The organism is Sulfitobacter sp. D7 (genome assembly GCF_003611275.1).
In the GTDB taxonomy this organism is placed as follows: Bacteria; Pseudomonadota; Alphaproteobacteria; order Rhodobacterales; family Rhodobacteraceae; genus Sulfitobacter; species Sulfitobacter profundi.
Genome location: NZ_CP020694.1, coordinates 340,065 through 360,607, shown reverse-complemented (window position 1 = coordinate 360,607; position 20,543 = coordinate 340,065). Strand labels below are relative to the sequence as shown.

General features: G+C 62.1%; 16 protein-coding genes. 3 read left to right on the top strand and 13 right to left on the bottom strand.

Features of this window, described 5'->3' with window-relative positions:
* From B5M07_RS01690 to B5M07_RS01660, 7 genes are all read right to left on the bottom strand, one after another.
* Positions 1–309, bottom strand: a complete 309-nt coding sequence (locus B5M07_RS01690) for a 4a-hydroxytetrahydrobiopterin dehydratase (RefSeq protein ID WP_067628953.1) — start codon at positions 307–309, stop codon at positions 1–3.
* Positions 306–1,493, bottom strand: coding sequence for a GNAT family N-acetyltransferase (locus B5M07_RS01685; protein ID WP_120349962.1), 1,188 nt, complete (start codon positions 1,491–1,493; stop codon positions 306–308). Before B5M07_RS01685 ends, B5M07_RS01690 begins: the two co-directional genes overlap by 4 nt.
* Before the next feature lie 48 nt (positions 1,494–1,541).
* Positions 1,542–2,303, bottom strand: a complete 762-nt coding sequence (locus B5M07_RS01680) for a glycerophosphodiester phosphodiesterase family protein (protein WP_120349961.1) — start codon at positions 2,301–2,303, stop codon at positions 1,542–1,544.
* Positions 2,300–2,758 carry a RidA family protein gene (locus B5M07_RS01675; RefSeq protein ID WP_067628947.1) on the bottom strand — a complete coding sequence of 153 codons (459 nt, stop codon included), beginning with the start codon at positions 2,756–2,758 and terminating at the stop codon, positions 2,300–2,302. Before B5M07_RS01675 ends, B5M07_RS01680 begins: the two co-directional genes overlap by 4 nt.
* A gap of 92 nt (positions 2,759–2,850) precedes the next feature.
* Complete coding sequence (locus B5M07_RS01670) at positions 2,851–4,161, bottom strand: HlyD family type I secretion periplasmic adaptor subunit (protein ID WP_120349960.1); 1,311 nt, start codon at positions 4,159–4,161, stop codon at positions 2,851–2,853.
* Positions 4,158–5,894, bottom strand: a complete 1,737-nt coding sequence (locus tag B5M07_RS01665) for a type I secretion system permease/ATPase (protein WP_120349959.1) — start codon at positions 5,892–5,894, stop codon at positions 4,158–4,160. Before B5M07_RS01665 ends, B5M07_RS01670 begins: the two co-directional genes overlap by 4 nt.
* A gap of 115 nt (positions 5,895–6,009) precedes the next feature.
* Entirely contained in the window at positions 6,010–8,265 is a 2,256-nt protein-coding gene (locus tag B5M07_RS01660) for a transglycosylase domain-containing protein (protein ID WP_205570891.1), read from the bottom strand.
* Between the two features lie 271 nt (positions 8,266–8,536).
* On the opposite strand from B5M07_RS01660, the gene amt reads away from it, so the two are divergent.
* A complete protein-coding gene (gene amt, locus B5M07_RS01655; RefSeq protein ID WP_120349958.1) occupies positions 8,537–9,844 on the top strand; it encodes an ammonium transporter in 1,308 nt (435 codons plus the stop codon).
* A 59-nt stretch (positions 9,845–9,903) separates the two neighbouring features.
* On the opposite strand, the gene B5M07_RS01650 is transcribed toward amt, so the two are convergent.
* The 5 genes from B5M07_RS01650 to B5M07_RS01630 form a co-directional block, all read right to left on the bottom strand.
* Complete coding sequence (locus tag B5M07_RS01650; RefSeq protein WP_132444079.1) at positions 9,904–11,628, bottom strand: histidine kinase N-terminal 7TM domain-containing protein; 1,725 nt, start codon at positions 11,626–11,628, stop codon at positions 9,904–9,906.
* A gap of 200 nt (positions 11,629–11,828) precedes the next feature.
* Positions 11,829–13,010 (bottom strand): amino acid aminotransferase, encoded by a 1,182-nt coding sequence (locus tag B5M07_RS01645; protein ID WP_120349956.1) that lies wholly within the window; start codon positions 13,008–13,010, stop codon positions 11,829–11,831.
* 33 nt (positions 13,011–13,043) lie between these two features.
* Positions 13,044–13,898, bottom strand: coding sequence for a 3-mercaptopyruvate sulfurtransferase (gene sseA / locus B5M07_RS01640; RefSeq protein ID WP_120349955.1), 855 nt, complete (start codon positions 13,896–13,898; stop codon positions 13,044–13,046).
* A 250-nt stretch (positions 13,899–14,148) separates the two neighbouring features.
* Positions 14,149–14,637: an SsrA-binding protein SmpB gene (gene smpB, locus B5M07_RS01635; protein WP_067266812.1), complete on the bottom strand. Its 489-nt coding sequence runs from the start codon at positions 14,635–14,637 to the stop codon at positions 14,149–14,151.
* A 47-nt stretch (positions 14,638–14,684) separates the two neighbouring features.
* Entirely contained in the window at positions 14,685–15,503 is an 819-nt protein-coding gene (locus B5M07_RS01630) for a sulfotransferase family protein (protein WP_120349954.1), read from the bottom strand.
* A gap of 169 nt (positions 15,504–15,672) precedes the next feature.
* On the opposite strand from B5M07_RS01630, the gene B5M07_RS01625 reads away from it, so the two are divergent.
* Both B5M07_RS01625 and B5M07_RS01620 read left to right on the top strand, forming a co-directional pair.
* Positions 15,673–17,250, top strand: coding sequence for a DUF5928 domain-containing protein (locus B5M07_RS01625; RefSeq protein WP_120349953.1), 1,578 nt, complete (start codon positions 15,673–15,675; stop codon positions 17,248–17,250).
* Positions 17,251–17,358: 108 nt separating this feature from the next.
* Positions 17,359–17,871 (top strand): PepSY domain-containing protein, encoded by a 513-nt coding sequence (locus tag B5M07_RS01620; RefSeq protein WP_162931783.1) that lies wholly within the window; start codon positions 17,359–17,361, stop codon positions 17,869–17,871.
* 115 nt (positions 17,872–17,986) lie between these two features.
* Here the strand turns inward: B5M07_RS01620 and B5M07_RS01615 are convergent, their stop codons facing one another.
* Entirely contained in the window at positions 17,987–20,497 is a 2,511-nt protein-coding gene (locus tag B5M07_RS01615; protein ID WP_120349951.1) for a cation:proton antiporter, read from the bottom strand.
* Positions 20,498–20,543: the final 46 nt, after the last annotated feature.

Genomic DNA, 20,543 nt, shown 5'->3' with positions numbered 1-20,543 from the left:
TCAGTCTTTCCCGGCCCCAAAGAGACCATCCATCTTGCGCGCCAATTTCGCGTCGAGCGAGCTTAGCCCATCCACGTCATGGGTGATCAACGTCACCTCCACGCGGTTGTAAACATTGCTCCATTCGGGATGGTGATTCCACTTTTCCGCCCAAATAGCCACCCTTGTCATCCAGCCAAAGGCGTCGGCGAAATCCTTGAACTTGAACGTCTTGTGGATCGCATCCCGGCTTTCGACCATTTCCCAGCCGGTATTGAACAGCGGCTGCAGCAGCGTCTTGCGGGTCTCGATGCTTAATCTCTCGGTCATTCTTGTTCCTCGATCGTCGTCTTTTTGAAGGGGCCGTAGTCGGTCAGCACGCTAATCTCTTCGTCCACGGCGTCGCGTTCGGCCTGCAGATACTCCCCCACGGCAGAGGCAAAGCCCGGATCGCGCATCCAATGCAGCGACCATGTGGGTGACGGCAGATAGCCGCGTGCGAGCTTGTGTTCGCCCTGCGCACCCGCCTCGACACGGGAAAGCCCATGGGCGATGGCGAAATCCATGGCGCGATAATAGCACAGTTCGAAATGCAAAAAGGGGTGATGCTCGGTACAGCCCCAGTAGCGGCCAAAGAGCGTTTCTGCCCCGATGAAGTTCAGCGCCCCTGCAACCCAACGCCCCTCTCGTTCGGCCAGCACCAGCGCGATATCGTCGCGCAGGTTTTCTTGCGCGTGGTCAAAGAATTCCCGCGTGAGGTAAGGCGAGCCCCATTTCCGCGCGCCGGTGTCTTGGTAGAACTGCCAAAAGGCATCCCAATGCTCGGGCGCGATCTGGTCGCCGGTGAAGGTGTGGATCGTGCCGCCAAAATCCTGCGCCTGTGCGCGTTCTTTGCGGATGTTCTTGCGCTTGCGCGAAGACAGGCTGGCGAGGAAACCGTCGAAATCCGCATAGTCGCGGTTGTGCCAGTGAAACTGCTGGCTTTTGCGGCTCATCAGGCCCAGTGCTTCGGCCCGGGCGACCTCCTGCTCGGTGCAAAAGGTCACATGGAGCGACGACAGCGCGTTATTATCGGTCAGCTGCACCGCGCCTTGAACCAGCGCGGCGGTGCCCGCCTCTTCAAACTCGGGCCGCACCAAAAAGCGCCGCCCGGTGGCGGGGGTGTGGGGCACGGCGATCTGCAGTTTGGGGTAATACCGCCCGCCCGCGCGCTCATAGGCATGGGCCCAGTTGTGGTCGAATATATATTCGCCTTGGCTGTGCGATTTGGCATACATCGGCGCCACGGCGATCACTTGGCCCGCAATCCGCGCGGCCAGATACTGCGGCTGCCAGCCCGTGCCGGGGCCGACCGATCCGCTCTGCTCTAGCGCCGACAGGAAACGATAGGTCGTGAACGGGTCACGCGGACGGCCCCCGCCCGCGGCCTCGGGACAGGCGCAGGCGTCCCAGTCCTTTTGGCCGATCTGTGCCAGTTCTGGCACCACGGTAATCTCGATTTCCTGCGCGTTCATCTGAGCCTTGCCTGTCTTGCGTCCTATGTGTGGCCTCGGCCTCGCAGATCAAGAGCGCGGACGCGGCAGATACCCCTCAAAGGTCACGTTCTGCGCCACCTGACGCGCGATGTCTTCCTCAGCTTGGCTGCGGATCGTCCAACAGAGCACCGCCGCCCCTTCGGCCTTTAGCTCAGCCACACGCGGGCGGTTCAGGTCATCGGCCTCATGGCTGATGAAACAGGAGCCGGTGTCGGCATAGTCGGGTATGCCCCGCAGCCGATCGCAGGTGGCTGCGGGCAGCGGCCATTCATCGGGGCGGTAGGCGCTGGTGGTCAGACCGCGTGGCACGTCGGGCAAAAGATGGGCAAGTGCGCGGACCGAATGCGGATTGAACGACATGACCGCCAAATCGCCCCGGTAGCGGCCAAGCAGTTCGGCGGCGGCGGTCTCAAGCGGCCCCCCGTTCGGCCCCATGGCGCCGTCTTGATCCTTGAACTCCACCAAAAGCGGCACGCGCCCAGCGATGAGGTCGAGGATTTCCTCAAGCGTTGGAATCCCCTCGTCGCCGCCCTTTAGCGGGATGGCGGCAAGGGCGCTGGCCTCACGCAGCCGGACCGCGCCGCGCTCTGGTGTCAGCCGCTCCAAAGCATAGTCATGGAACACCATCGCCTTGTTATCGGCGCTGAGTTGTACATCAATCTCGATGCCGACACCTGCATCGACAGCCGCCCGCACGGCGGCGCGGCTGTTCTCGGGCCGCCCGGCAGAGAGATCATGCAGCGCGCGATGCGCCAGCGGAATGTCCAGAAAGGCGGCGGGAAGGGTCATTCGATCTCAAAAATGCCTTCGATTTCGACGGCGACACCCAGTGGCAGTGATGCGGCAGAGACCGCCGAGCGGGCGTGGCGGCCCGCGTCGCCCAAAGCCTCGACCATGAAGTCGGAGGCCCCGTTGATGACCTTGGGCTGGTCAGTGAAATCGGCGGTTGAGTTCACGAAGCCCGTCAGTTTCACAACCCGTTTGAGACGGTCCAGATCGCCTCCGCAAGCAGCGCGGACCTGCGCCAAAAGGCTCAGCGCACAGCTGCGCGCGGCGGCGGCCCCGGCGTCGACATCCATACCGTCGCCCAAACGCCCGGTGATCAACCCATCCGGCCCGTTGGAGATTTGGCCCGAAACATAGACGGTATTGCCGGTGACCACAAAGGGCACATAGTTCGCGGCCGGTGCGGGCGCGTCGGGCAGGGTGATGCCGAGATCGGCAAGGCGGGCGGTCAGGGACATGACGGGCTTCCTTTGGTTGCGGTTCTGGGCGGACGCTAACGACCCGCCGCGCCGAGGAAAAGCCCCTTTGCCACCTGTCTCGCCCGCCGCGCTCAGCTTTCGCGGAACGCGCGTGCGAAATAGTCGGCCATGGGTTTCAGCAGATAGGCCATCGGAGAGCGTTCGCCGGTGCGGATAAACGCCTCAACCGGCATGCCGGGCAGCAAGATCGTGCCCTCTTCCAGCTTGTCGATCTCGCCGGGGTTAAGCGCAATCTCGGCCCGGTAATAGGTTTGCCCGGTCGCGTCGTCGTCAATGGAATCGGCAGAGACCTGCAAGACCTTGCCCACCAGTTCCGGCGTGGTGCGCTGGTTCAACGCCGAAAGACGCAGATTGACCTCTTGGCCCACGGCGACCTGATCGATGTGGATGGTCTGGACCCGCGCGGCGATGACCAGCGGGCGATCTTGGGGGACGAGGTACATCAACGGCTCCGCCGCGCGCACGACCGACCGCGGGGTTTGGATCTGCATCCCATAGATCACCCCCGACACCGGCGCGCGAATATCAAGCCGGTCAATCTCGGCCCTGAGCGCGCGGCGCTGTTCGGCCATCTCCAACTCGCGGTAGCGCAGGTCGCGCAACTGGGTGATCGCCTCTTCCCGCCCGGCGGAGCGCAGTTTCAGCCGCTCGATGTCAATCTCTGTCACCCGCTCTTGGGATTGCGCCTTTTGCGCCGACAACTCGCCGATCTGGCCGCGCAGACGGGCCTGCTCGCGCATCAACGTCAAGACGGCAGAGGCCTGCGTCAGGCCACGGTCCAGCAGCGACTGCTGATTACCCAACTCCTCTTCGATCAGCTCCAACTGGCGCGATAGCGCGGCCTCTTGCGCATCGACCCCGCGAATTTGCGCGTTGATCTGCGCCCGGCGTTTGCCCAATTGATCAAGCTCTTGGGCCACGCTGACGCGGCGCGCGTCAAACAGGTTGCGCTGGCCGTCCACCAGTTCCTGCACGTCGGGATTTTCGGAGGCGGCGGTTCGCAACTCTTCGTCAAAGGTGACCGCCTCCACCTCATCGCGCTGCGCTTCCAGACGGCTGCGGCGGGCCATAAGCTCATAAAGCTGGCCCTCGACGATGGCCAATTGCGAGGTCAGCTGCTCTGCATCCAGACGCAGCAAAGCGTCACCGGCGGCGACACTGTCGCCCTCATCCACAAAGATTTCGGCCACCACACCACCGGTTTCATGCTGGACGATCTGCCGGTTGCGGTCGACTTCGATCCGGCCCGAAGCCACCACCGCCCCGGCGATTTGGCTGGTCACGGCCCAAGTCCCAAAACCGCCGAAAAGCAAGATCAGCCCGAAGAACCCAAGGATCAGGGGCCGGGTTGCCGACCAGCGTTTGTCGCCGTGATCGGTCATACCACGCCCCCCGACCGCGGGGGGGCCTGCTGAATCTCGCGGTGGTTTTGCACCATCCCGGCAAGCACCTCATCCTTGGGACCAAAGGCTTTGCGGATGCCGTTATCGAGAACCAGCAGCGTGTCACATTCCTGAATGGCCGCAGGACGATGCGCCATGATCAGCACCGACCGCCCGCTCGCCTTCATCTGCCGGATTGCGTGGTTCAACGCCTGAGAACCGGTATTGTCGAGGTTCGAATTCGGCTCATCCAGCACCACGATCACCGGGTCATCATAAAGCGCCCGTGCCAGCCCGATGCGCTGCATCTGTCCGCCAGAAAGCCGCACCTGCCCCGCGCGAATGGGCGTGTCATAGCCTTGGGGGAATTCGAGGATCATCTCATGCGCCGCCGCCAATTTGGCGGCCTTGATCACTTTGGCATCGTCGGGGTCGGGGCACAGCCGGGCGATATTCTCGGCGATGGTGCCATCGAACAATTGGACGCGCTGCGGCAGGTATCCGATATGCCGCCCCAAGGTTTCGCTCCCGTAATGCTCAAGGGCGGCCCCATCCAGCCGGATCGACCCGCCCGCAGGCGGCCAGACCCCGGTGAGGGTGCGCGCCAATGTCGACTTCCCCGCCCCCGACGGGCCGATCACGCCCACCGCCTGCCCCGGCTCGACGGTAAAATTGATCGACTTGAGCGCCGCCTGTTTCTCGCCCGGTGCCACGACGGTCAGCGCCTTGGCGACCAGCCGCGCTTTGGGCTGCGGCAGCGCGGTGCGCGGAGGTTCTTCGCTCACGGCGCCGAGAAGCTGCGCCAGATTGGCCCAACCGGCCCGCCCCCGCTGCACCACCGGCCATTGGTTCAATGCCAGTTCGACCGGCGCCAGCGCCCGGCCCAGCAGGATCGAGCCTGCGATCATCGCGCCCGGCGTCATCTGGTTTTTCAAGACCAACCACGCGCCGAGCCCCAGCATGGCGGACTGCAGAAACAACCGCAGCGTCTTGGTCATCGCGGTGAACGTGCCGCCCACGTCGGTCGATTTGACCTGCTGCTCCAACGCCTGACCACGGGCCTGTTGCCAGCGCGAGAATGCCGCGTCACGCATCCCCATCGCTTGCACCATCTCAGCCTCGACCCTGATCTGGTCCGACATTGCGTTCGCTGCCTGCCCCGAGAGGTTTGCACGCGCTTGGCTTTCGCGCGACAGCAACTGGTTGGCAATGGTGATCACCACCAGCACCGCCGCGCCGCTCACCGCCAGCCACCCCAGCATCGGGTGGAACAGAAAGATCGCCGCGAAAAAGATCGGCGTCCAAGGTGCATCGAAGGCGGCCATCAGAACCGGCGATGTCATCAGCCGTTGCACGGCTTCAAGATCGGCAAGGCCCGCGTTGGTCTTCACATCCGGGGCCACGGCGGATTTGCGCACCACCGCGTCGAACACCCGCCGGTCGAGATCGGATTGAAACCGCGCGCCCACCCGCGCCATGATCCGGCCGCGCGTGTAATCCAAGAGCCCCATCACCGCATAGAGAAAGACCACAAGAACCGAGAGGGCGATCAGCGTCTCTTCGGAGCCGGAGCCGAGCACCCGGTCATAGACCTGCAACATATACAGCGGGCCGGTAAGCATGAGCATATTGGCGAATAGGCTGAACAAGGCCACAGCCCAATAAAGCCCACGGCTGCGCCCGCGCACGCGACGCAGTTCGGACAGCCCCCTGTTCACCACATCGCTTTGCATCAATCCCTTTCGAAGCTGCCCACACAGAACCCGACACGCTTCCCGCTTATGGGGAAATGATAATGATTTTGATAACCCAGTGCCATTTTTTTCTCGGGCCGCCGCCCCGACCGCCTTAGCGGTCGAGGAAACTGGGTGCAGGCGCGCTGGCGCCACTGCCGCTGCTGCCGCCGCCGAAGATGTCACGCAGAACGCGGTCGATCACATTGTCCGCGCCGCCACCCCCCTGATTGCCCCCGCCCTGCGGTTGCCGCGGCTGTGGCTGCGGTTCGGGCTGCGCTTCGCTCAGGTTGCTGGGCGGGGCGGGCGCCTGCATCGGCAACTCCTTGAGGGGCAGCCCATCATGCACGCGGCTCATGGTTTCGCGCCAAATCTCTGCGGGCAGGCCACCGCCTGTGACCCCGGTGAGCGGCGTGTTGTCATCATAGCCCATCCAGACCCCGGCCACATAATCCGCCGAAAAGCCGACGAACCAAGCGTCTTTGTTGGCCGAGGTGGTGCCGGTCTTGCCTGCCAGTTGACGGTCGCCAAACTGGGCGCGCTGGCCGGTCCCCTCCGAGATCACTTTCTCCATCATATAGACCAACTGGCGCGCGGCATCTTCTTGGATGACCCGTTCGTTGATACCGCCGCCGGTGCCCATCAGCGGCTCCGTCTCGCCCAAGAGGCGCAGATCGACCAGCCCGTAGGGGGTCACCGAAGAGCCGCCGTTCAGGATGCCCGCGTAGGCGCCCGTCATTTCAAGCAGGGTGCTTTCCGATGCGCCAAGTGCCAGCGCCGGGCCTGCGGCCAGATCGCTTTTGATGCCGAACTGCGTGGCGACCGCACTCACCGTCTCGCGACCTACGCTTTCCGAGACTTTGACCGCCGGGATATTCAACGAGTCTTTCAGCGCGTCTGTCAGGGAGACCGGGCCTTTGAAGTTCTTGGTGTAGTTCTTGGGGCACCACTCACCCGAACCGGGGATGTTCAGGCAGTAGGGTTCGTCCACGATGATGTCTTCGGGCGAATAGCCCAGATCAAGCGCCGCGGCATAGATGAAGGGTTTGAACGCCGACCCGGTCTGGCGCATCGCCTGCGTGGCACGGTTGAACGCGCCCGCGACCTTGGTCTTGCGCCCGCCGACCAGCGCCCGCACCGCCCCATCAGAGGACATCACCACAATGGCCGCCTGTGCTTTGGAGGTGTCACGCACCTTGTTTTCGAAGACCCATTTCAGCCCCTCCTCTGCCGCGCGCTGGATGCGCTGGTCGAGGGTGGTTTTGATGATGACATCTTCGGTGGTGTTGCGGGTAAAGAATTCCGGCCCCGAGGACATGACCCAATCGGCGAAATAGCCGCCCGCCTCGGCCTCTGCCGCCTCGGACAGTTGCGCGGGATTGGCGATGGCTTCGTCAGCCTCGGCTGCGGTCAGATAGCCCTGATCTTCCATCAGGCGGATCACCGTGGCGGCACGGCTTTGCGAGCGATCCAGATTGTTGGTGGGCGATAGGGTTGTGGGCGCGGTCAAAAGACCGGCCAGCATCGCGCCCTCAGACGGCGAAAGCGCCGCGGCGGGCTTGCCAAAGAATCGCTGCGCCGCGGCCTCTGCGCCAAAGGCACCGCCGCCCATGTAGGCACGGTTCAGATAGATCGAAAGGATGTCGCTCTTGGAGTATTTAATCTCCATCGCGACGGCAAAAAGCGCTTCTTTGGCTTTGCGGCCCAAGGAAGAGCGACGGCATTCCGCCTCATATTCCTTTTCCGTCATGCCGCTGCTGGGGTCATAGGGCTCGCCCAGACAAAGCAGTTTGGCCGTCTGCTGGGTGATGGTCGAACCGCCATGGCCTGAAAGCGGGCCACGCCCCTCGCTTAGGTTGATCCGCACCGCCGAGGCGATACCCCGCGGGCTGACCCCGAGATGGTTGTAGAATCGCTTGTCTTCGGTGGCGATGACCGCGTTTCGCAGATGTTTGGACACCGAGTCTGCCGAGACCACGCCGCCAAACTGGTCGCCGCGCCAGGCAAAGACCTCTCCCTCCCGGTCGAGCATGGTGACAGAGCCGCGCGCGCGGCCATCCAACAGCGCTTCGAGCGGCGGAATGGTGGTATAGATATAGCCGACAGCCAAGGCGAGAACGAGGAAGGCCACAAGGCTCACGCGCCATGTGATCGTCCAGATCAAACGCCAAATCCAACGGGCCAAGCCAGCAAAGAAACCAATGATTCCCCCGCGCCGAGGGCGTTTGGTGCGCGCGGCCTTGCGGCGGGCCGGTGCTGCCTTGCGCGTGGCCGGTTTGGCCCGCGCAGAGGTCTTGGGCTTGGGTTTGGCCTTGCCCGGATACCGCCTGTCGGCGACCAGAGGGCGTTTGCGCTTGTTCTTGTCAGTCATAAAATCGCCTGCTCGGCCCTATTTTTCGCCACTTTAGCCTGACTGCAGCGGTTTGTTTAGCGCTGCAAGGTCCAATCGGCGTCAAATGTCTGATTAATTTATAGGCAGATTCCAGCCGGCGCCCGCTTTTTAGGCAGCACTGCCAAGCAATGGCGCAAATATGGCAAGCAAACCTGTCCAAGAGCGCCCGATATCCGGTTTTCTCATGCTGCACGGGCAGCCGCCCGCTTCGGTAAGCACGCATTCGGACCCGCAGACAGGAAACGACCATATGAAACCCACCTTAATACTTCCCCTCGCAGCGGCGGTCATCGCCCTGCCCGGGCTGGCGCTGGCACAGGACGCGGAATACGCGACGCTGGCGGATACGACCTTCATCTTCAACACCCTGCTTTTCCTGATCGGCGGTTTCCTCGTCTTTTGGATGGCGGCGGGTTTCGCCATGCTGGAAGCCGGACTTGTCCGCTCCAAGAACGTCACAACGCAGTTGACCAAGAACATGGGCCTCTTTGCCATTGCGGCGGTCATGTATTGGCTGGTGGGCTACAACATCATGTACCCCGGTGACGGCAATTGGATCATGGAAGGCGTCTTTGGCACCTTCGCCACCAAAGACATCAAATCCGAGATTGACGCAGGCGGCTATTCCAACGCTTCCGACTTCTTCTTTCAGTTGATGTTCTGCGCCACCACCGCCTCCATCGTGTCCGGCGCGCTGGCCGAGCGGATCAAACTCTGGCCCTTCCTGATCTTCGTGGTCGTGCTGACCGGCTTCATCTACCCGATCGAAGCATCTTGGCAGTGGGGCGGCGGTTTCCTTTCCGCAATGGGCTTTAGCGACTTTGCCGGGTCGACCCTTGTGCACGCCGCTGGTGGCTTTGCCGCCCTCGCTGGTGCCATCGTACTGGGGCCGCGCTTGGGCAAATACGGCAAAGATGGCCGCGTTGTGCCGATGCCGGGTTCCAACCTTGCGCTCGCCACTTTGGGCACGTTCATCCTGTGGATGGGCTGGTTCGGCTTTAACGGTGCGTCGCAGCTTGCCATGGGCACAATCGAAGATGTCGACGCCGTGGCGCAGATCTTTGCCAACACCAATATGGCCGCTGCCGCCGGTGCTGTTGCTGCGCTGATCCTGACACAGGTGATGTACAAAAAGGTCGACCTGACCATGGTGCTGAACGGCGCGCTGGCGGGCCTCGTCTCGATCACTGCCGGGCCGCTTGACCCGACATTGTTCGGCGCGCTTTGGATCGGTGCCGTGGGTGGTGTCATCGTGGTCTTCACCGTGCCCATGCTCGACAAGTTCAAGATCGATGACGTGGTCGGCGCGATCCCGGTTCACCTGATCGCTGGCTTCTGGGGCACGCTGGTTGTGCCAGTCTATACCGAGGGCACATCTTTCGTCACACAGATCATCGGCTTTGCCGCGGTTGGCCTCTTTGTCTTCGTCGTCAGCTTCGTTGTCTGGCTGATCCTGAAAGCTGCCGGTGGCATCCGCGTCAGCGAAGAAGCCGAGATCACCGGTTTGGACATGTCCGAACTGGGGATGGAAGCCTATCCTGAGTTCGCCAAGGGCTAAGCCCTAGCCACATCGCCAAGCAATTGACCGCCCGGCCAGCAATGGCCGGGCGGTTTGCGTTAGGCCACCAAGGGTAAAGAAATCGTAAAGGTCGTGCCGACACCCGGCGCGCTGACATAGCGGATACTGCCGCCGTGCCGGTCCAGAATTTGCCGCGTGATATGCATCCCCAGACCGCTGCCATAGGCAGTTTTCGTGTCGGAGCCGTCAAGCTGCGAGAAACGGGCAAAGACCTGCTCTTCCGCCCCCGGAGGAATGCCGCAGCCGCTATCGCTTACCTGCACCAGCGCCATGCCTTCGGCTTGCTCAAGGCTGACTTCTACCAAACCGCCGGGCAAAGAGAACTTCACCGCGTTCGAGAGCACATTGCCAAAAACCTGACCCAACCGCTCTGCATCCGCCTGCACGGTCAGGGGGGCATCAGACAACGCGCAGGTGAAACGGATATCCTTGTCGGGTTGCAGGCTTTCCGCGCGCGCCACAGCGCCCTGCACCAGCGGGCCAAGTGCCACAGATTGAAGGTCAATGCTGAACGCCGCACTGCTCAGGCTTTGCGTGTCGATCAGATCGTTAACCAGCGTCGTCAGCGTCTCGGAACCGTCTGTGGCCTTTCCAAGCAAACGGGCCTTTTGCGCATCGCTCAGCTTTGCGCCGCCCTGTGACAGCAGGCCAAGCGCGCCGTTGATCACCGTCAGCGGGGTCCGCAACTCATGGCTCACCGTGGCAAGGAACTGCATCTGCATCTGCTCGGCGGCGATCGCTTTCTGAGCGGCGATCTTTTGCACCGTCACATCCAAGAGCGCCACCGCCCAACCGACCTGTTTTTGCCCGACACCCAAGGAAATCGCATGAGCGCGCACGGCGAAATGGCGGTGGCCCAACTGGATATCGGTCACGTCCGGCAGGCTACCGTGGGCCGCGAGATGGCGAATGACTGGCCCCAGCTCTCCGAACTCGCTCAGCGGTGCTTCGGGCTCTGCGCCGCGGCGCAACAGGTCGGCCGCAGCCGGGTTCGTCTCAATCGCAACCCCTGATGGGTCGACCACGAATACCGGGTCGGTGCTGTTGTAGAACAACAGCTCCCGCGCGATCGCGTTGACATCGATCCAGCGGTTGTCAGCCACCAGCCAAACCACCAGCGTCAGCGAAAGCGCAAAGGAAAAGGGCGTCGGATCGGTGTGAAACAGCGTGATCCCGCCCAGAATATAGCCCAGATTGGCCACCATGGGGATCAGCGTCGCGGCGAAGAGCTTTAGGAAAAAGCTGCGCACCGCGGGGTTGGCCGTCCGTACGGCACGGCCCGCCACCACCGCCGCAGCCACGATGACCATGTAAAGATAGGCAATCGCGATGAAAAAGAGCGGGCCATGGTCAGATTGGACGTAGGCCCCCTCTTCGCTCAAAATCCACTTGGTTTCCGGCCCGTAGAATTTCTCATGCCAGCCGCTTGTCACTGCCGCGAGGGTGATCAGCGCCGGCGCAACCCCGGCGCAGATCGGCACCAGATACCGCGGCACCTTGGCCCCGAGCGCATATTCGTAGAGGAAAAAGGCCCAGAAGGTCGGCAGCAGCACAAAGCCGATCCATGCCCAACGGCTCACTCCAAAGGCACAGGCCGCCGTGGTGGCCGAAAGCTCGACCCCGACTGAAAGAAGCCACATGTCCATGGCCAAGATCGCCAGCAAGAACCAATGTTTGCCGGGCAGACTGCTGTGGCCACGCACCCAATAGCCCAAGACGGTGACAACCGATGCTGTCACAATCACGAGCTGTACGGCTGGCATGCCAACATCCAACCGAATGCATTGAAAAATTGATTCTAAAATTTGCCTGACCTTAAGTTTTCGCTCAAGGTACTCAATCCGGGCAATCGGACCAAGTTCTGTTTTAATGTAGACATTACGGGGGCATAGTGCCCAGTTATGTTATCAACGCTTGGGTCGGCAGGATGTTCGGGCCGCGGCAGGCGCGGCCCGAAATAGCGTTAGATGCCTACGTCGATGATCGCGCGGGCCAGAATTGGCACGCTGTTTTGGTTCAACCCTGCGATGTTGATACGGCTGTCACCAACCATGTAGATGCCATGCTTTTCACGCAGCGCTTCGACCTTGTCCGGGGTGGTGCCAAGGCGCGAGAACATGCCCCGGTGCTGGGCGAGGAACCCAAAGCGGTCCGACCCGGACAGGCGCTGCAATTCACCGGCGAGCTGCTCACGCAGGGCAAGCATGGCGTTGCGCACGTCTTCCAACTCGGCCTGCCAGTCGGCCTTGAGCGCGTCATCGGTCAGGATGGTCGAAACGATCCGCGCGCCGTGGTCGGGCGGGAAGCTGTAGTTCTGGCGGTTGAGAAAGGCCAAGGTGGCTTGGTTCAGCCCTTGGGCCGCCTCAGAAGCGACCAGCATCAGGATGCCGGTCCGCTCTCGGTAGATACCGAAGTTCTTGGAACAGCTTGCCGCGATCAGGCATTCGGGCACCGAAGACGCCACTTTGCGGGTCGCGGCGGCATCGGCTTCCAGCCCGTCGCCAAAGCCCTGATAGGCGATGTCGATCATCGGCACGGCACCGGTGCTTTGCAGCACTTCGATCACCGCGTCCCATTCACTGCTGTTAAGGTTCGCCCCGGTTGGGTTGTGGCAGCAGCCATGCAGCAGCACCACATCGCCCTTTTTGGCGGTTTTGAGATCTTCGATCATCCCATCGAAGTTCACGCCGCCGGTTTCACTGTCGAAATAGCGGTAATTCACCACTTCCATGCCCAGATAGGACAGGATCGACAGGTGGTTCGGCCATGTCGGGTCAGACACGAACACCCGCGCTTCGGGGTTGGCCATACGCACCAGTTCAAACGCCTGACGCACCGCACCGGTCCCGCCGGGGGTGGCGGCGGCGGCAATCGCACCGCGCGGCACGGCATCGCCCAGCACAAGCGCGGCCATCGCGTTGGTATAGGCCGGATCACCAGCCAAACCGGTGTAGACCTTGGTGTCTTGGTTTTCCCAGATGCGCTGCTCGGCGGCTTTGACGGCGCGCATCACCGGGGTGTTGCCGCTGGCGTCTTTATAGACACCGACACCGAGGTCGATCTTCGTGTCACGCGGGTCTTCGCGGTAGGCCTGTACAAGGGCGAGGATCTTGTCAGCGGGTTGCGCCTTGAGCGTCTCGAACATGGGGTTCTCCGGTTGGAAGGTAACTAAAAAGGGTTAAGCCGCGCCGGTGGCGACGGGCACGGTGGGGAACATGCCCCACTCAGCCCATGAGCCATCATAGAGCGACCATTTGCGGTGACCCACCCGCTCCAGCGCCAGCGCCAGCACGGCGGCGGTGATGCCCGACCCGCAAGAGGTGATGACGGGTTTGGACAGGTTAATGCCTGCGGCCTCAAAGATGGCGCGGGTCTGCTCGGGGGTCTTCATCGTCTTGTCGTCGTTCAGTAGCTCGGTGAAGGGCACATTGCGTGCGCCGGGGATATGCCCCGCACGCAGCCCCGCACGCGGCTCGGGCGCGTCACCACGGAAGCGGGCGGCGGCACGGGCGTCGACGATCTGCGGATCACCGAGCTTCGAGGCATGCGCCACCTGCGTCACATCGCGGACCAGTTGGTTTTGGAAGCGCACGGTCATATGGCGGTCACGCGGCACGGGGGGCATGTCCTCGGTCGGGCGGTCTTCGGCCTGCCATTTCGGCAAACCACCATCCAGCACGGCGACGTTCTCCTGCCCCATCAGGCGGAAGAGCCACCAGACACGCGCCGCCGACATTAGTCCGGCACCGTCATAGACCACCACCTGATGCCCATCACCCACGCCCATGGCGCGCAGGCGCGACATGAATTTCTCGATCGGGGGGGCCATATGCGGCAGGTCCGACCGCGCGTCAGAGATGTCATCAATGTCAAAGAACCGCGCGCCGGGAATATGGGCGGCGTCATACTCGGCCTTCGGATCGCGCCCGGCGTCGGGCAGATACCACGAGGCATCAAGGATGCGCAGGTCAGGGTCTTTCAGGTGCTGAGCCAACCAGTCGGTTGAAACCAATGTCTTGGGATCGTCGGCCATTGGGGCCTCCTTCGTCGCGGGCGTTGCCTCTGACTATAACCGGCAGGGGGTGCTGGCAAGTGGAAGGGGGCTGGTGAGGGGCGTTGCCTGCCCCTGGGTTGGCGATGCTATGGGGTATTCATGCCACTTTATAGTTCAGGTTTGATGTGTGCTTGCGAAGGAGCACCCAGCCTCGCCAAATCGCCTACCCCGGGGAGGGGCAGGCGATGGCCCGGCGCCTGCGGCTTGATTCCGGGCTAGGGCGTGCTTCTTACCCGTGGTCTTTCAACAACCGCTGCTTCTGCCGCGACCAATCGCGCTTGGCCGCCGTCTCGCGCTTGTCATGCAGCTTCTTACCCTTGGCCACGCCGATCTTGATCTTCGCCATGCCGCGATGGTTAAAATACATCACCAGCGGCACCAGCGTCATCCCCTTGCGCTGCGTCGCGTTCCACAGGTCGGCCAATTGCTTGCGGCTGACTAGCAGCTTACGGCGGCGGCGTTCCTCATGCTGAAAGGTCTTGGCCTGCTTATAGGGCGCCACGTAAGAGTTCACCAACCACAGCTCGCCATCCTCCACGGCGGCGTAACTCTCGGCGATATTCGCCCCGCCTTCGCGCAGAGATTTCACCTCGGACCCTTCAAGGATGATGCCGCATTCGATGTCTTCTTCGATAGCGTAATCAAACCGCGCACGGCGGTTTTCGGCGATCACCTTGTAGTTCGGATCGGATTTGGAGCTGGATTTGACCTGTGACATGCCAAAGCATGTAGAGCGCCCCCCGCCCCGGTGCAAGATGCAGCCGCTCAGTCACCCAGTTTGGCGTGCACCTCATCAAGATCAATCTCACCCACGGGCAGCTTGTTCCCCGGATTGTCGAAGTCATATTTGAACAGATCGAAGTCGCGCTTATAGATCTCGCGCATCAGATGCATCGACAGATCGTCAAAGTAATCCTCGACCGGATGCGCCCGCTTGGGCCCGTGGCCCTCGCTTTCGTTGAACCGGGGGATCGCCGCCAGATCAACCCGATGCGGCGTGTCCACGGCATCGAGCACCTGCTGCATGCCGTCGTTAAACTGCTCGGTCCAAAAGATATTATCGTAGGTGCCACCGTTGATGATGAAGGTGCTGACGTGCCCCGACACCGCAGACCAGTGAATGTCCGGGTCCATCGGCCGCCGCCAACGAATGGTATCACGCGCAAACAGCAAGAAACGCCGGAAACTCGCGATCTGGTCAAACTCCTGCTTGCCGTCATCGCCGCCCACGTCGATCCCGTATTTCTGAACCAGCAGCGGCACCAAATTGCCGCGATACCGCCGCCCATTGCGCTGGATGCCGCAAATCTTGTCAAAAAAGGACGACAGGACCCGCGTGTAGGGATTGCGCACGCAGGTAAAGGCATAGGACTTGCGCGCCGTCACATTATCGGTGATCGGCCCCTGCGATGCATCCAAGGCCCATTTGTGGATGCCTGCCTTGGCATCATGGATGTCGCCGTCAAAGAATTCGCCATGATCGGAATAAAACATGATCTGCCCGATGGTCGAACAGGCGCATTTGGGCACCACCCGGTACACCATGCTCTCGCTCTCCGTCATCCATGTTCCGGGAAAACCCATGCTCACTCGCCTCCTGCTGGCGCTGACTGTTTTAAGCAACAATCTGGCCTTCGCGCAAAAAAGCAAAGAAATGCTGTTTATTCAATCGGTCTTCACGATTAACTAGGTAAGTGATCCACGACAAAAGGCCGATGCAAGCGGGCCGCGACAAGGACATTCGGTATCCTGCATGGCGAAAATTGCCTATATCCTGCTGTGCCACAAGGATCCGGAGGCTGTTATCCGGCAGGCCGAGCGGCTGACCGCCGTGGGCGACTATATGGCGATCCACTTTGACGCTTCCGCCAGTGCCGAGGATTACGCCCAGATCACCGCCGCCCTTGGCGACAACCCCAGCGTCACCTTCCCGCGCAAACGCACCCGCTGCGGCTGGGGTGAATGGTCTTTGGTGCAGGCCACGCTGGATACGCTCACCGCCGCACTGCAAAGCTTCCCCCGCGCCACGCATTTCTACCTGATGTCCGGCGATTGCATGGCGATCAAATCGGCAGAATACGCGCATCAGTTTCTTGATGAGAATGACACCGACTTCATCGAAAGCGTGGATTATTTCGACAGCGATTGGATCAAGACCGGCTGGAAAGAAGAGCGGCTGATCTATCGCCACTGGTTCAACGAGCGCACACAGCGCAAGCGGTTCTACGCGATGTTCGAGGCCCAGAAACGCCTTGGCCTCACCCGCAAAATCCCCGCCGACCTTCAGGTGCAAATCGGCAGCCAATGGTGGTGCCTGCGCCGCCGCACCATCGAGGCGCTGATGGCATTCACCCATCGCCGCAGCGACGTGATGCGCTTTTTCCGCAGCACATGGATCCCGGATGAGACCTTCTTTCAAACCCTCGTGCGCCATCTGGTCCCCGAGGCCGGAATCTCCAACCGCAGCCTGACCTTCCTGCTGTTCTCCGACTACGGCATGCCGGTCACATTCTACAACGATCACTACGATCTGCTGCTCGGTCAAAACCACCTTTTCGCGCGCAAAATCAGCCCCGAAGCGCTGGACCTCAAACGCCGCCTCGGCCTGCTCTATGCCGCCCAAGGCGTGCAATTTCAGATCAGCGACGAAGGCCGCAGCCTATTCGACTTCCTCACCGCAAGGGGCCGCATCGGCCGCCGCTTCGCCCCCCGCTTTTGGGAGACCGAAGCCAGCCTTGGCCGCGAGCGTGAATTGCTGATCATCCTCGCCAAGAAATGGCATGTCGCCAAACGGCTCGTCGGTCGGATACGTCAGGAAACCGGCCTCCCGGCAGTGGATTTCCTCTTCAACGAAGAAGACACCCCCCTGCCCGATCTCGGCGGCATTCAAACCTCGCTGGAAAAACGCACCCGCCACCGGCGCGCCTTGATGCGGATGCTTTATGACTACTACGACAGCAGGCGGCTGATCGTCTGCATTGATACATCCAACCTCGACCTGCTGCGCGATTTCGCCTCAGATCGCGCACAGGTGCGCATGCTCGAAGTCGAATGCAAGCTGACAGATGCCTATCTCACCGGCCACGCCCTGCGCATTGGCCTAACCGGGGAACAGACCTCGCAGGAAAACCTCTCGCGCCTGCTGCCTACGATCCGGGGGAACATGCTGCATGAGGTCGACCAGATCCGTGACGCACAGTTTGAAAATTATACGCGCCTCTCTGAATACGCCGACACCGAAACGAACGCCGCAGCCCTCGCGCGCTTTCTCAACGTGAGCGAGGACAAGGCCCGCGCAATCGCCCAGAGCGACAACCTCTTCGCGGATTAACGCAGGCCTCCCTGCCCCATGGAACACCCCGCTTTGCCAAGCGTTGAACCGCGAACGCCGTCCCCTAATTGGGGCCGGCAAACCGCAACACATTTCATGAGGTTTCCTATGCCACATAAGTTCACCGCCCTTGCCGCATCTCTCCTGATCGCCCCCGCTGCGCTCTTCGCCCAAGAGACCGCCCCAGAGGCCGAGCGCGTCAGCATGTCCCAAGCCATCAAAGCCGCACAAAGCAGCATCGACGGCGGCGTACTGGAAGCCGAGATCGAAACCGAAGGCGACGCGCTGGTCTATGAAATTGACCTTGTCCGCGGCGAGGCTGTCTACGAAATCACCGTCAACGCCGCCACCGGCGAGGTGATCTCGCAATCCGAAGAACAGCTCACCAGCTTCCTCAGCGGCCTCTTCCAAGAAGATGAACTGCGCGCCGCTGGCACCTCCCGCGATGTGCTGATGAAAGCGCTGGCCGAACTCGAAGGCCAAGACGGCACGAGGATCGAGGAACTCTCGCTCGACGATGAAGATGACCGCATGGTCTATGAGGTCGAACTGACCGATGCGACAGGCGAACGCGAGGTGCTGATTGACGCCTCCACCGGCGAAATCACCCCAGACGACTAACCTCACCCCAAGGTGCGGCCGCCCCTACCGGCCGCACCCCCCCTATCTTCATCCTTTTTCAAATACCGCTGCGCAACACCGGCCGCTAACACCCCGTCCGCGATTGCCAAGCAGCCTATCCAGCCCCGCCCCCCGAGAGCAAATCCACCGGATCGATGCCGCGTTTTTCTGCGCTGGCCCGCACCGCGTCGCGCAGTGCCGCACTCCGTTCCAGCAGGCGGCGAAAGCGGTCTTCGTCCAGCACCAAAAGCGTTGTCGGTGCGATGGCGCGGACGTCCACCCGGCGCACACGGTTCGTTAGGATCGCCATCTGGCCAAACATCTCCCCCCGACCCAATCGCCAAGTCTGACCTGCACTTTCCAACTCGACCGCGCCCGAGGCGATGAAAAACACGCTGCGTGCAGGGCTTTCCTTGTGCAAAACCACATCGCCGATATCTACATAGCGGGTTTTGAGCACCCGACCGAGCCGTTTGAGCGCGCCCTCACCCAGATCCGTAAACAGCGGAAACTGTTCGATAAAAGCGCCGCGCCGCACGGCAAGGTCAAGGCCCGGACGCCCCTCTGCCGCCGTGCGCCGCGTGGCCAATTCCTGCATCAGCGCGGTATAGACCTCAGCCCCGAACAGCCCGTCTTCGCGCATCAACGTGTATTCACGTTCTTCCAGCCGCAGCGCTGTACGGCGGATGAAACGCCGCTCAAGTTCCTCGGCATAGCCCGGATACTGCAGCCGCAGCCCCTCTAGCGCGGTTTCGATGCCTTCGATGCGGCGCGCCAGCAGATCGTGCAGCAATTCCGCCACCCGCCGCCCGTGAATGCGGCGAATACGCCCATCGATAAAGGTGCCCAGATCGCGCAGGATCAGCCGCTGCGACAGCAGCATTTCAAAGCGGTCCGCCGTCATCCGCGCCAAGGGCCCCGAAACGCCGTAACGCCCGTGCAGCACCGCCGCCGCGCGAAAGGTGCGCCCATAGGCCACGCTGCGCCGCGCCGCGCGCTGGTACCCGCTGCGGCCTTGGGTCCGCGCCCCTTCGATCAGCCGGTCCGCATCCGAGAGCACCAGATCAGCCATCCGGGCCGAGATCGTCCGCTCCCGCACCCGCGCGAGGATCGTGTCGCGCTCGTGCCCTGCCAGCGCGATGAGACCAAGCGCGATCCGGTCCCGGTCAAGGATATCGGTCGCCTCCTCCGCGGTCTTGACCGCCGTCTCAAGCCGTTCGCCAAAGCGTTTGGCTTCGGAGCGCACGATATCCCGGTTCAGATCATAATTCTCGGTCGTTTGGGCCACGTCTTCGCGCACGGTCTGCAGGGCCACGGCGATCACCTGCCGCGACAGCGCGTGGTCGATGGGCGACAGTTGATCCAGCCCCAGCCGCCCGATGATCCAGCGCAGCGTCGTACCTTGGGCCAGCAGGGTAAAGAGGGTGAAACCGGTGGCCAAGATACCCACGATCCGCTGGATATCATCCGGCACCCGCACGCTTTCCGTCACCGCCAGCGCCAGCGCCAGCGTGACCGCCCCGCGCAGCCCACCCCAAAGGATCGCCGCGCGGTACGGCCGCTCAACTGGCGGAGAAAGCTTTGCCGCGGTCAGCAAGGGTAGCAGACCAAAAAGGATCACCGCGCGTGCGAAGATGGCAGCCATCACAACCACGGCAATGAGGAAAAAGTCCTCTAGCCGGACTTCCTCCAGCAGACGCGGGATCAGCAGGGCAGCGAGGATAAAGATGAGCGCCCCCGCCCAATGGGCCAACACATCCCAAAGCTCACGCAGGTTGGTCAGCGCCTGCGGTGGCAACCGCCCCGGTGCGGTCAGGTTCAGCGTCAGCCCTGCCGCGACCACGGCGATCACCCCAGACGCACCAACGCTTTGCTCCGCCACGATATAGGCCAGATAGGGCAACGCGACCGAGATCGACTGCTGCGCCAATTCATGCCGTGCGAACAGCGCCATGACCCAAACCGCGATCCGCGCGCCCAGCCAGCCCACCAGTGCCCCGCCCGCGATCAACATCGGAAATTGCGCAAGTGCGCTGCCCAGTTCCGGGTCGGGAATGCCCAGCATGACATAGCCCATGAACAGACCGAACAGCGCGATGGCGGCGGCGTCGTTCAGCAGGCTCTCACCCTCAATGATCCGCGCCAACCGCCGCGGGGCCGAGATCGAGCGAAAGATCGAGACCACGGCCGAAGGGTCCGTGGTCGAAACGATCGCCCCGATCAGCAGACAGGCCGCCAGCGGAATGGCACTGACCCAAAACAGCGCATAGCCAATGCTAACGGTTGCCACCACCACGGCCACCACGGCCAGCACGAGAATGGGCACCCAGTCATCCACCATGCGCCGCAGGTTCATCCCCAGCGTCGCCTGAAACAAAAGCGTCGGCAGGAAGACATACAGGAAGACGTTAGACCGGATCGGCAGCCCCAGAATGGCCGCCGCCATTGGATTCAGCGCATCCGTCAGATCGGTGCGCAGGAAAAAGATCGCCGAGGCCCCGATGAGGATCCCCACGACCGCAAGGATCACGCTGAATGGCAGTTGCAACCGCGCGGCAAAGGGTTCCGCCAAGCCGATAACGACAAAGAGCGACGCAATGATTGTGGTGACGAGGATGATGTCCATATAGGATGGAATACCAGAATTTAGCTGAATGCGGGACGCTACCTGC

What these genes read in the sequence shown, in the direction of transcription:
- B5M07_RS01690 (WP_067628953.1), bottom strand. Translation starts at nt 309, where the DNA reads ATGACCGAGAGATTAAGCATCGAGACCCGCAAGACGCTGCTGCAGCCG.
- B5M07_RS01685 (WP_120349962.1), bottom strand. Translation starts at nt 1,493, where the DNA reads ATGAACGCGCAGGAAATCGAGATTACCGTGGTGCCAGAACTGGCACAG.
- B5M07_RS01680 (WP_120349961.1), bottom strand. Translation starts at nt 2,303, where the DNA reads ATGACCCTTCCCGCCGCCTTTCTGGACATTCCGCTGGCGCATCGCGCG.
- B5M07_RS01675 (WP_067628947.1), bottom strand. Translation starts at nt 2,758, where the DNA reads ATGTCCCTGACCGCCCGCCTTGCCGATCTCGGCATCACCCTGCCCGAC.
- B5M07_RS01670 (WP_120349960.1), bottom strand. Translation starts at nt 4,161, where the DNA reads ATGACCGATCACGGCGACAAACGCTGGTCGGCAACCCGGCCCCTGATC.
- B5M07_RS01665 (WP_120349959.1), bottom strand. Translation starts at nt 5,894, where the DNA reads ATGCAAAGCGATGTGGTGAACAGGGGGCTGTCCGAACTGCGTCGCGTG.
- B5M07_RS01660 (WP_205570891.1), bottom strand. Translation starts at nt 8,265, where the DNA reads ATGACTGACAAGAACAAGCGCAAACGCCCTCTGGTCGCCGACAGGCGG.
- amt (WP_120349958.1), top strand. Translation starts at nt 8,537, where the DNA reads ATGAAACCCACCTTAATACTTCCCCTCGCAGCGGCGGTCATCGCCCTG.
- B5M07_RS01650 (WP_132444079.1), bottom strand. Translation starts at nt 11,628, where the DNA reads ATGCCAGCCGTACAGCTCGTGATTGTGACAGCATCGGTTGTCACCGTC.
- B5M07_RS01645 (WP_120349956.1), bottom strand. Translation starts at nt 13,010, where the DNA reads ATGTTCGAGACGCTCAAGGCGCAACCCGCTGACAAGATCCTCGCCCTT.
- sseA (WP_120349955.1), bottom strand. Translation starts at nt 13,898, where the DNA reads ATGGCCGACGATCCCAAGACATTGGTTTCAACCGACTGGTTGGCTCAG.
- smpB (WP_067266812.1), bottom strand. Translation starts at nt 14,637, where the DNA reads ATGTCACAGGTCAAATCCAGCTCCAAATCCGATCCGAACTACAAGGTG.
- B5M07_RS01630 (WP_120349954.1), bottom strand. Translation starts at nt 15,503, where the DNA reads ATGGGTTTTCCCGGAACATGGATGACGGAGAGCGAGAGCATGGTGTAC.
- B5M07_RS01625 (WP_120349953.1), top strand. Translation starts at nt 15,673, where the DNA reads ATGGCGAAAATTGCCTATATCCTGCTGTGCCACAAGGATCCGGAGGCT.
- B5M07_RS01620 (WP_162931783.1), top strand. Translation starts at nt 17,359, where the DNA reads ATGCCACATAAGTTCACCGCCCTTGCCGCATCTCTCCTGATCGCCCCC.
- B5M07_RS01615 (WP_120349951.1), bottom strand. Translation starts at nt 20,497, where the DNA reads ATGGACATCATCCTCGTCACCACAATCATTGCGTCGCTCTTTGTCGTT.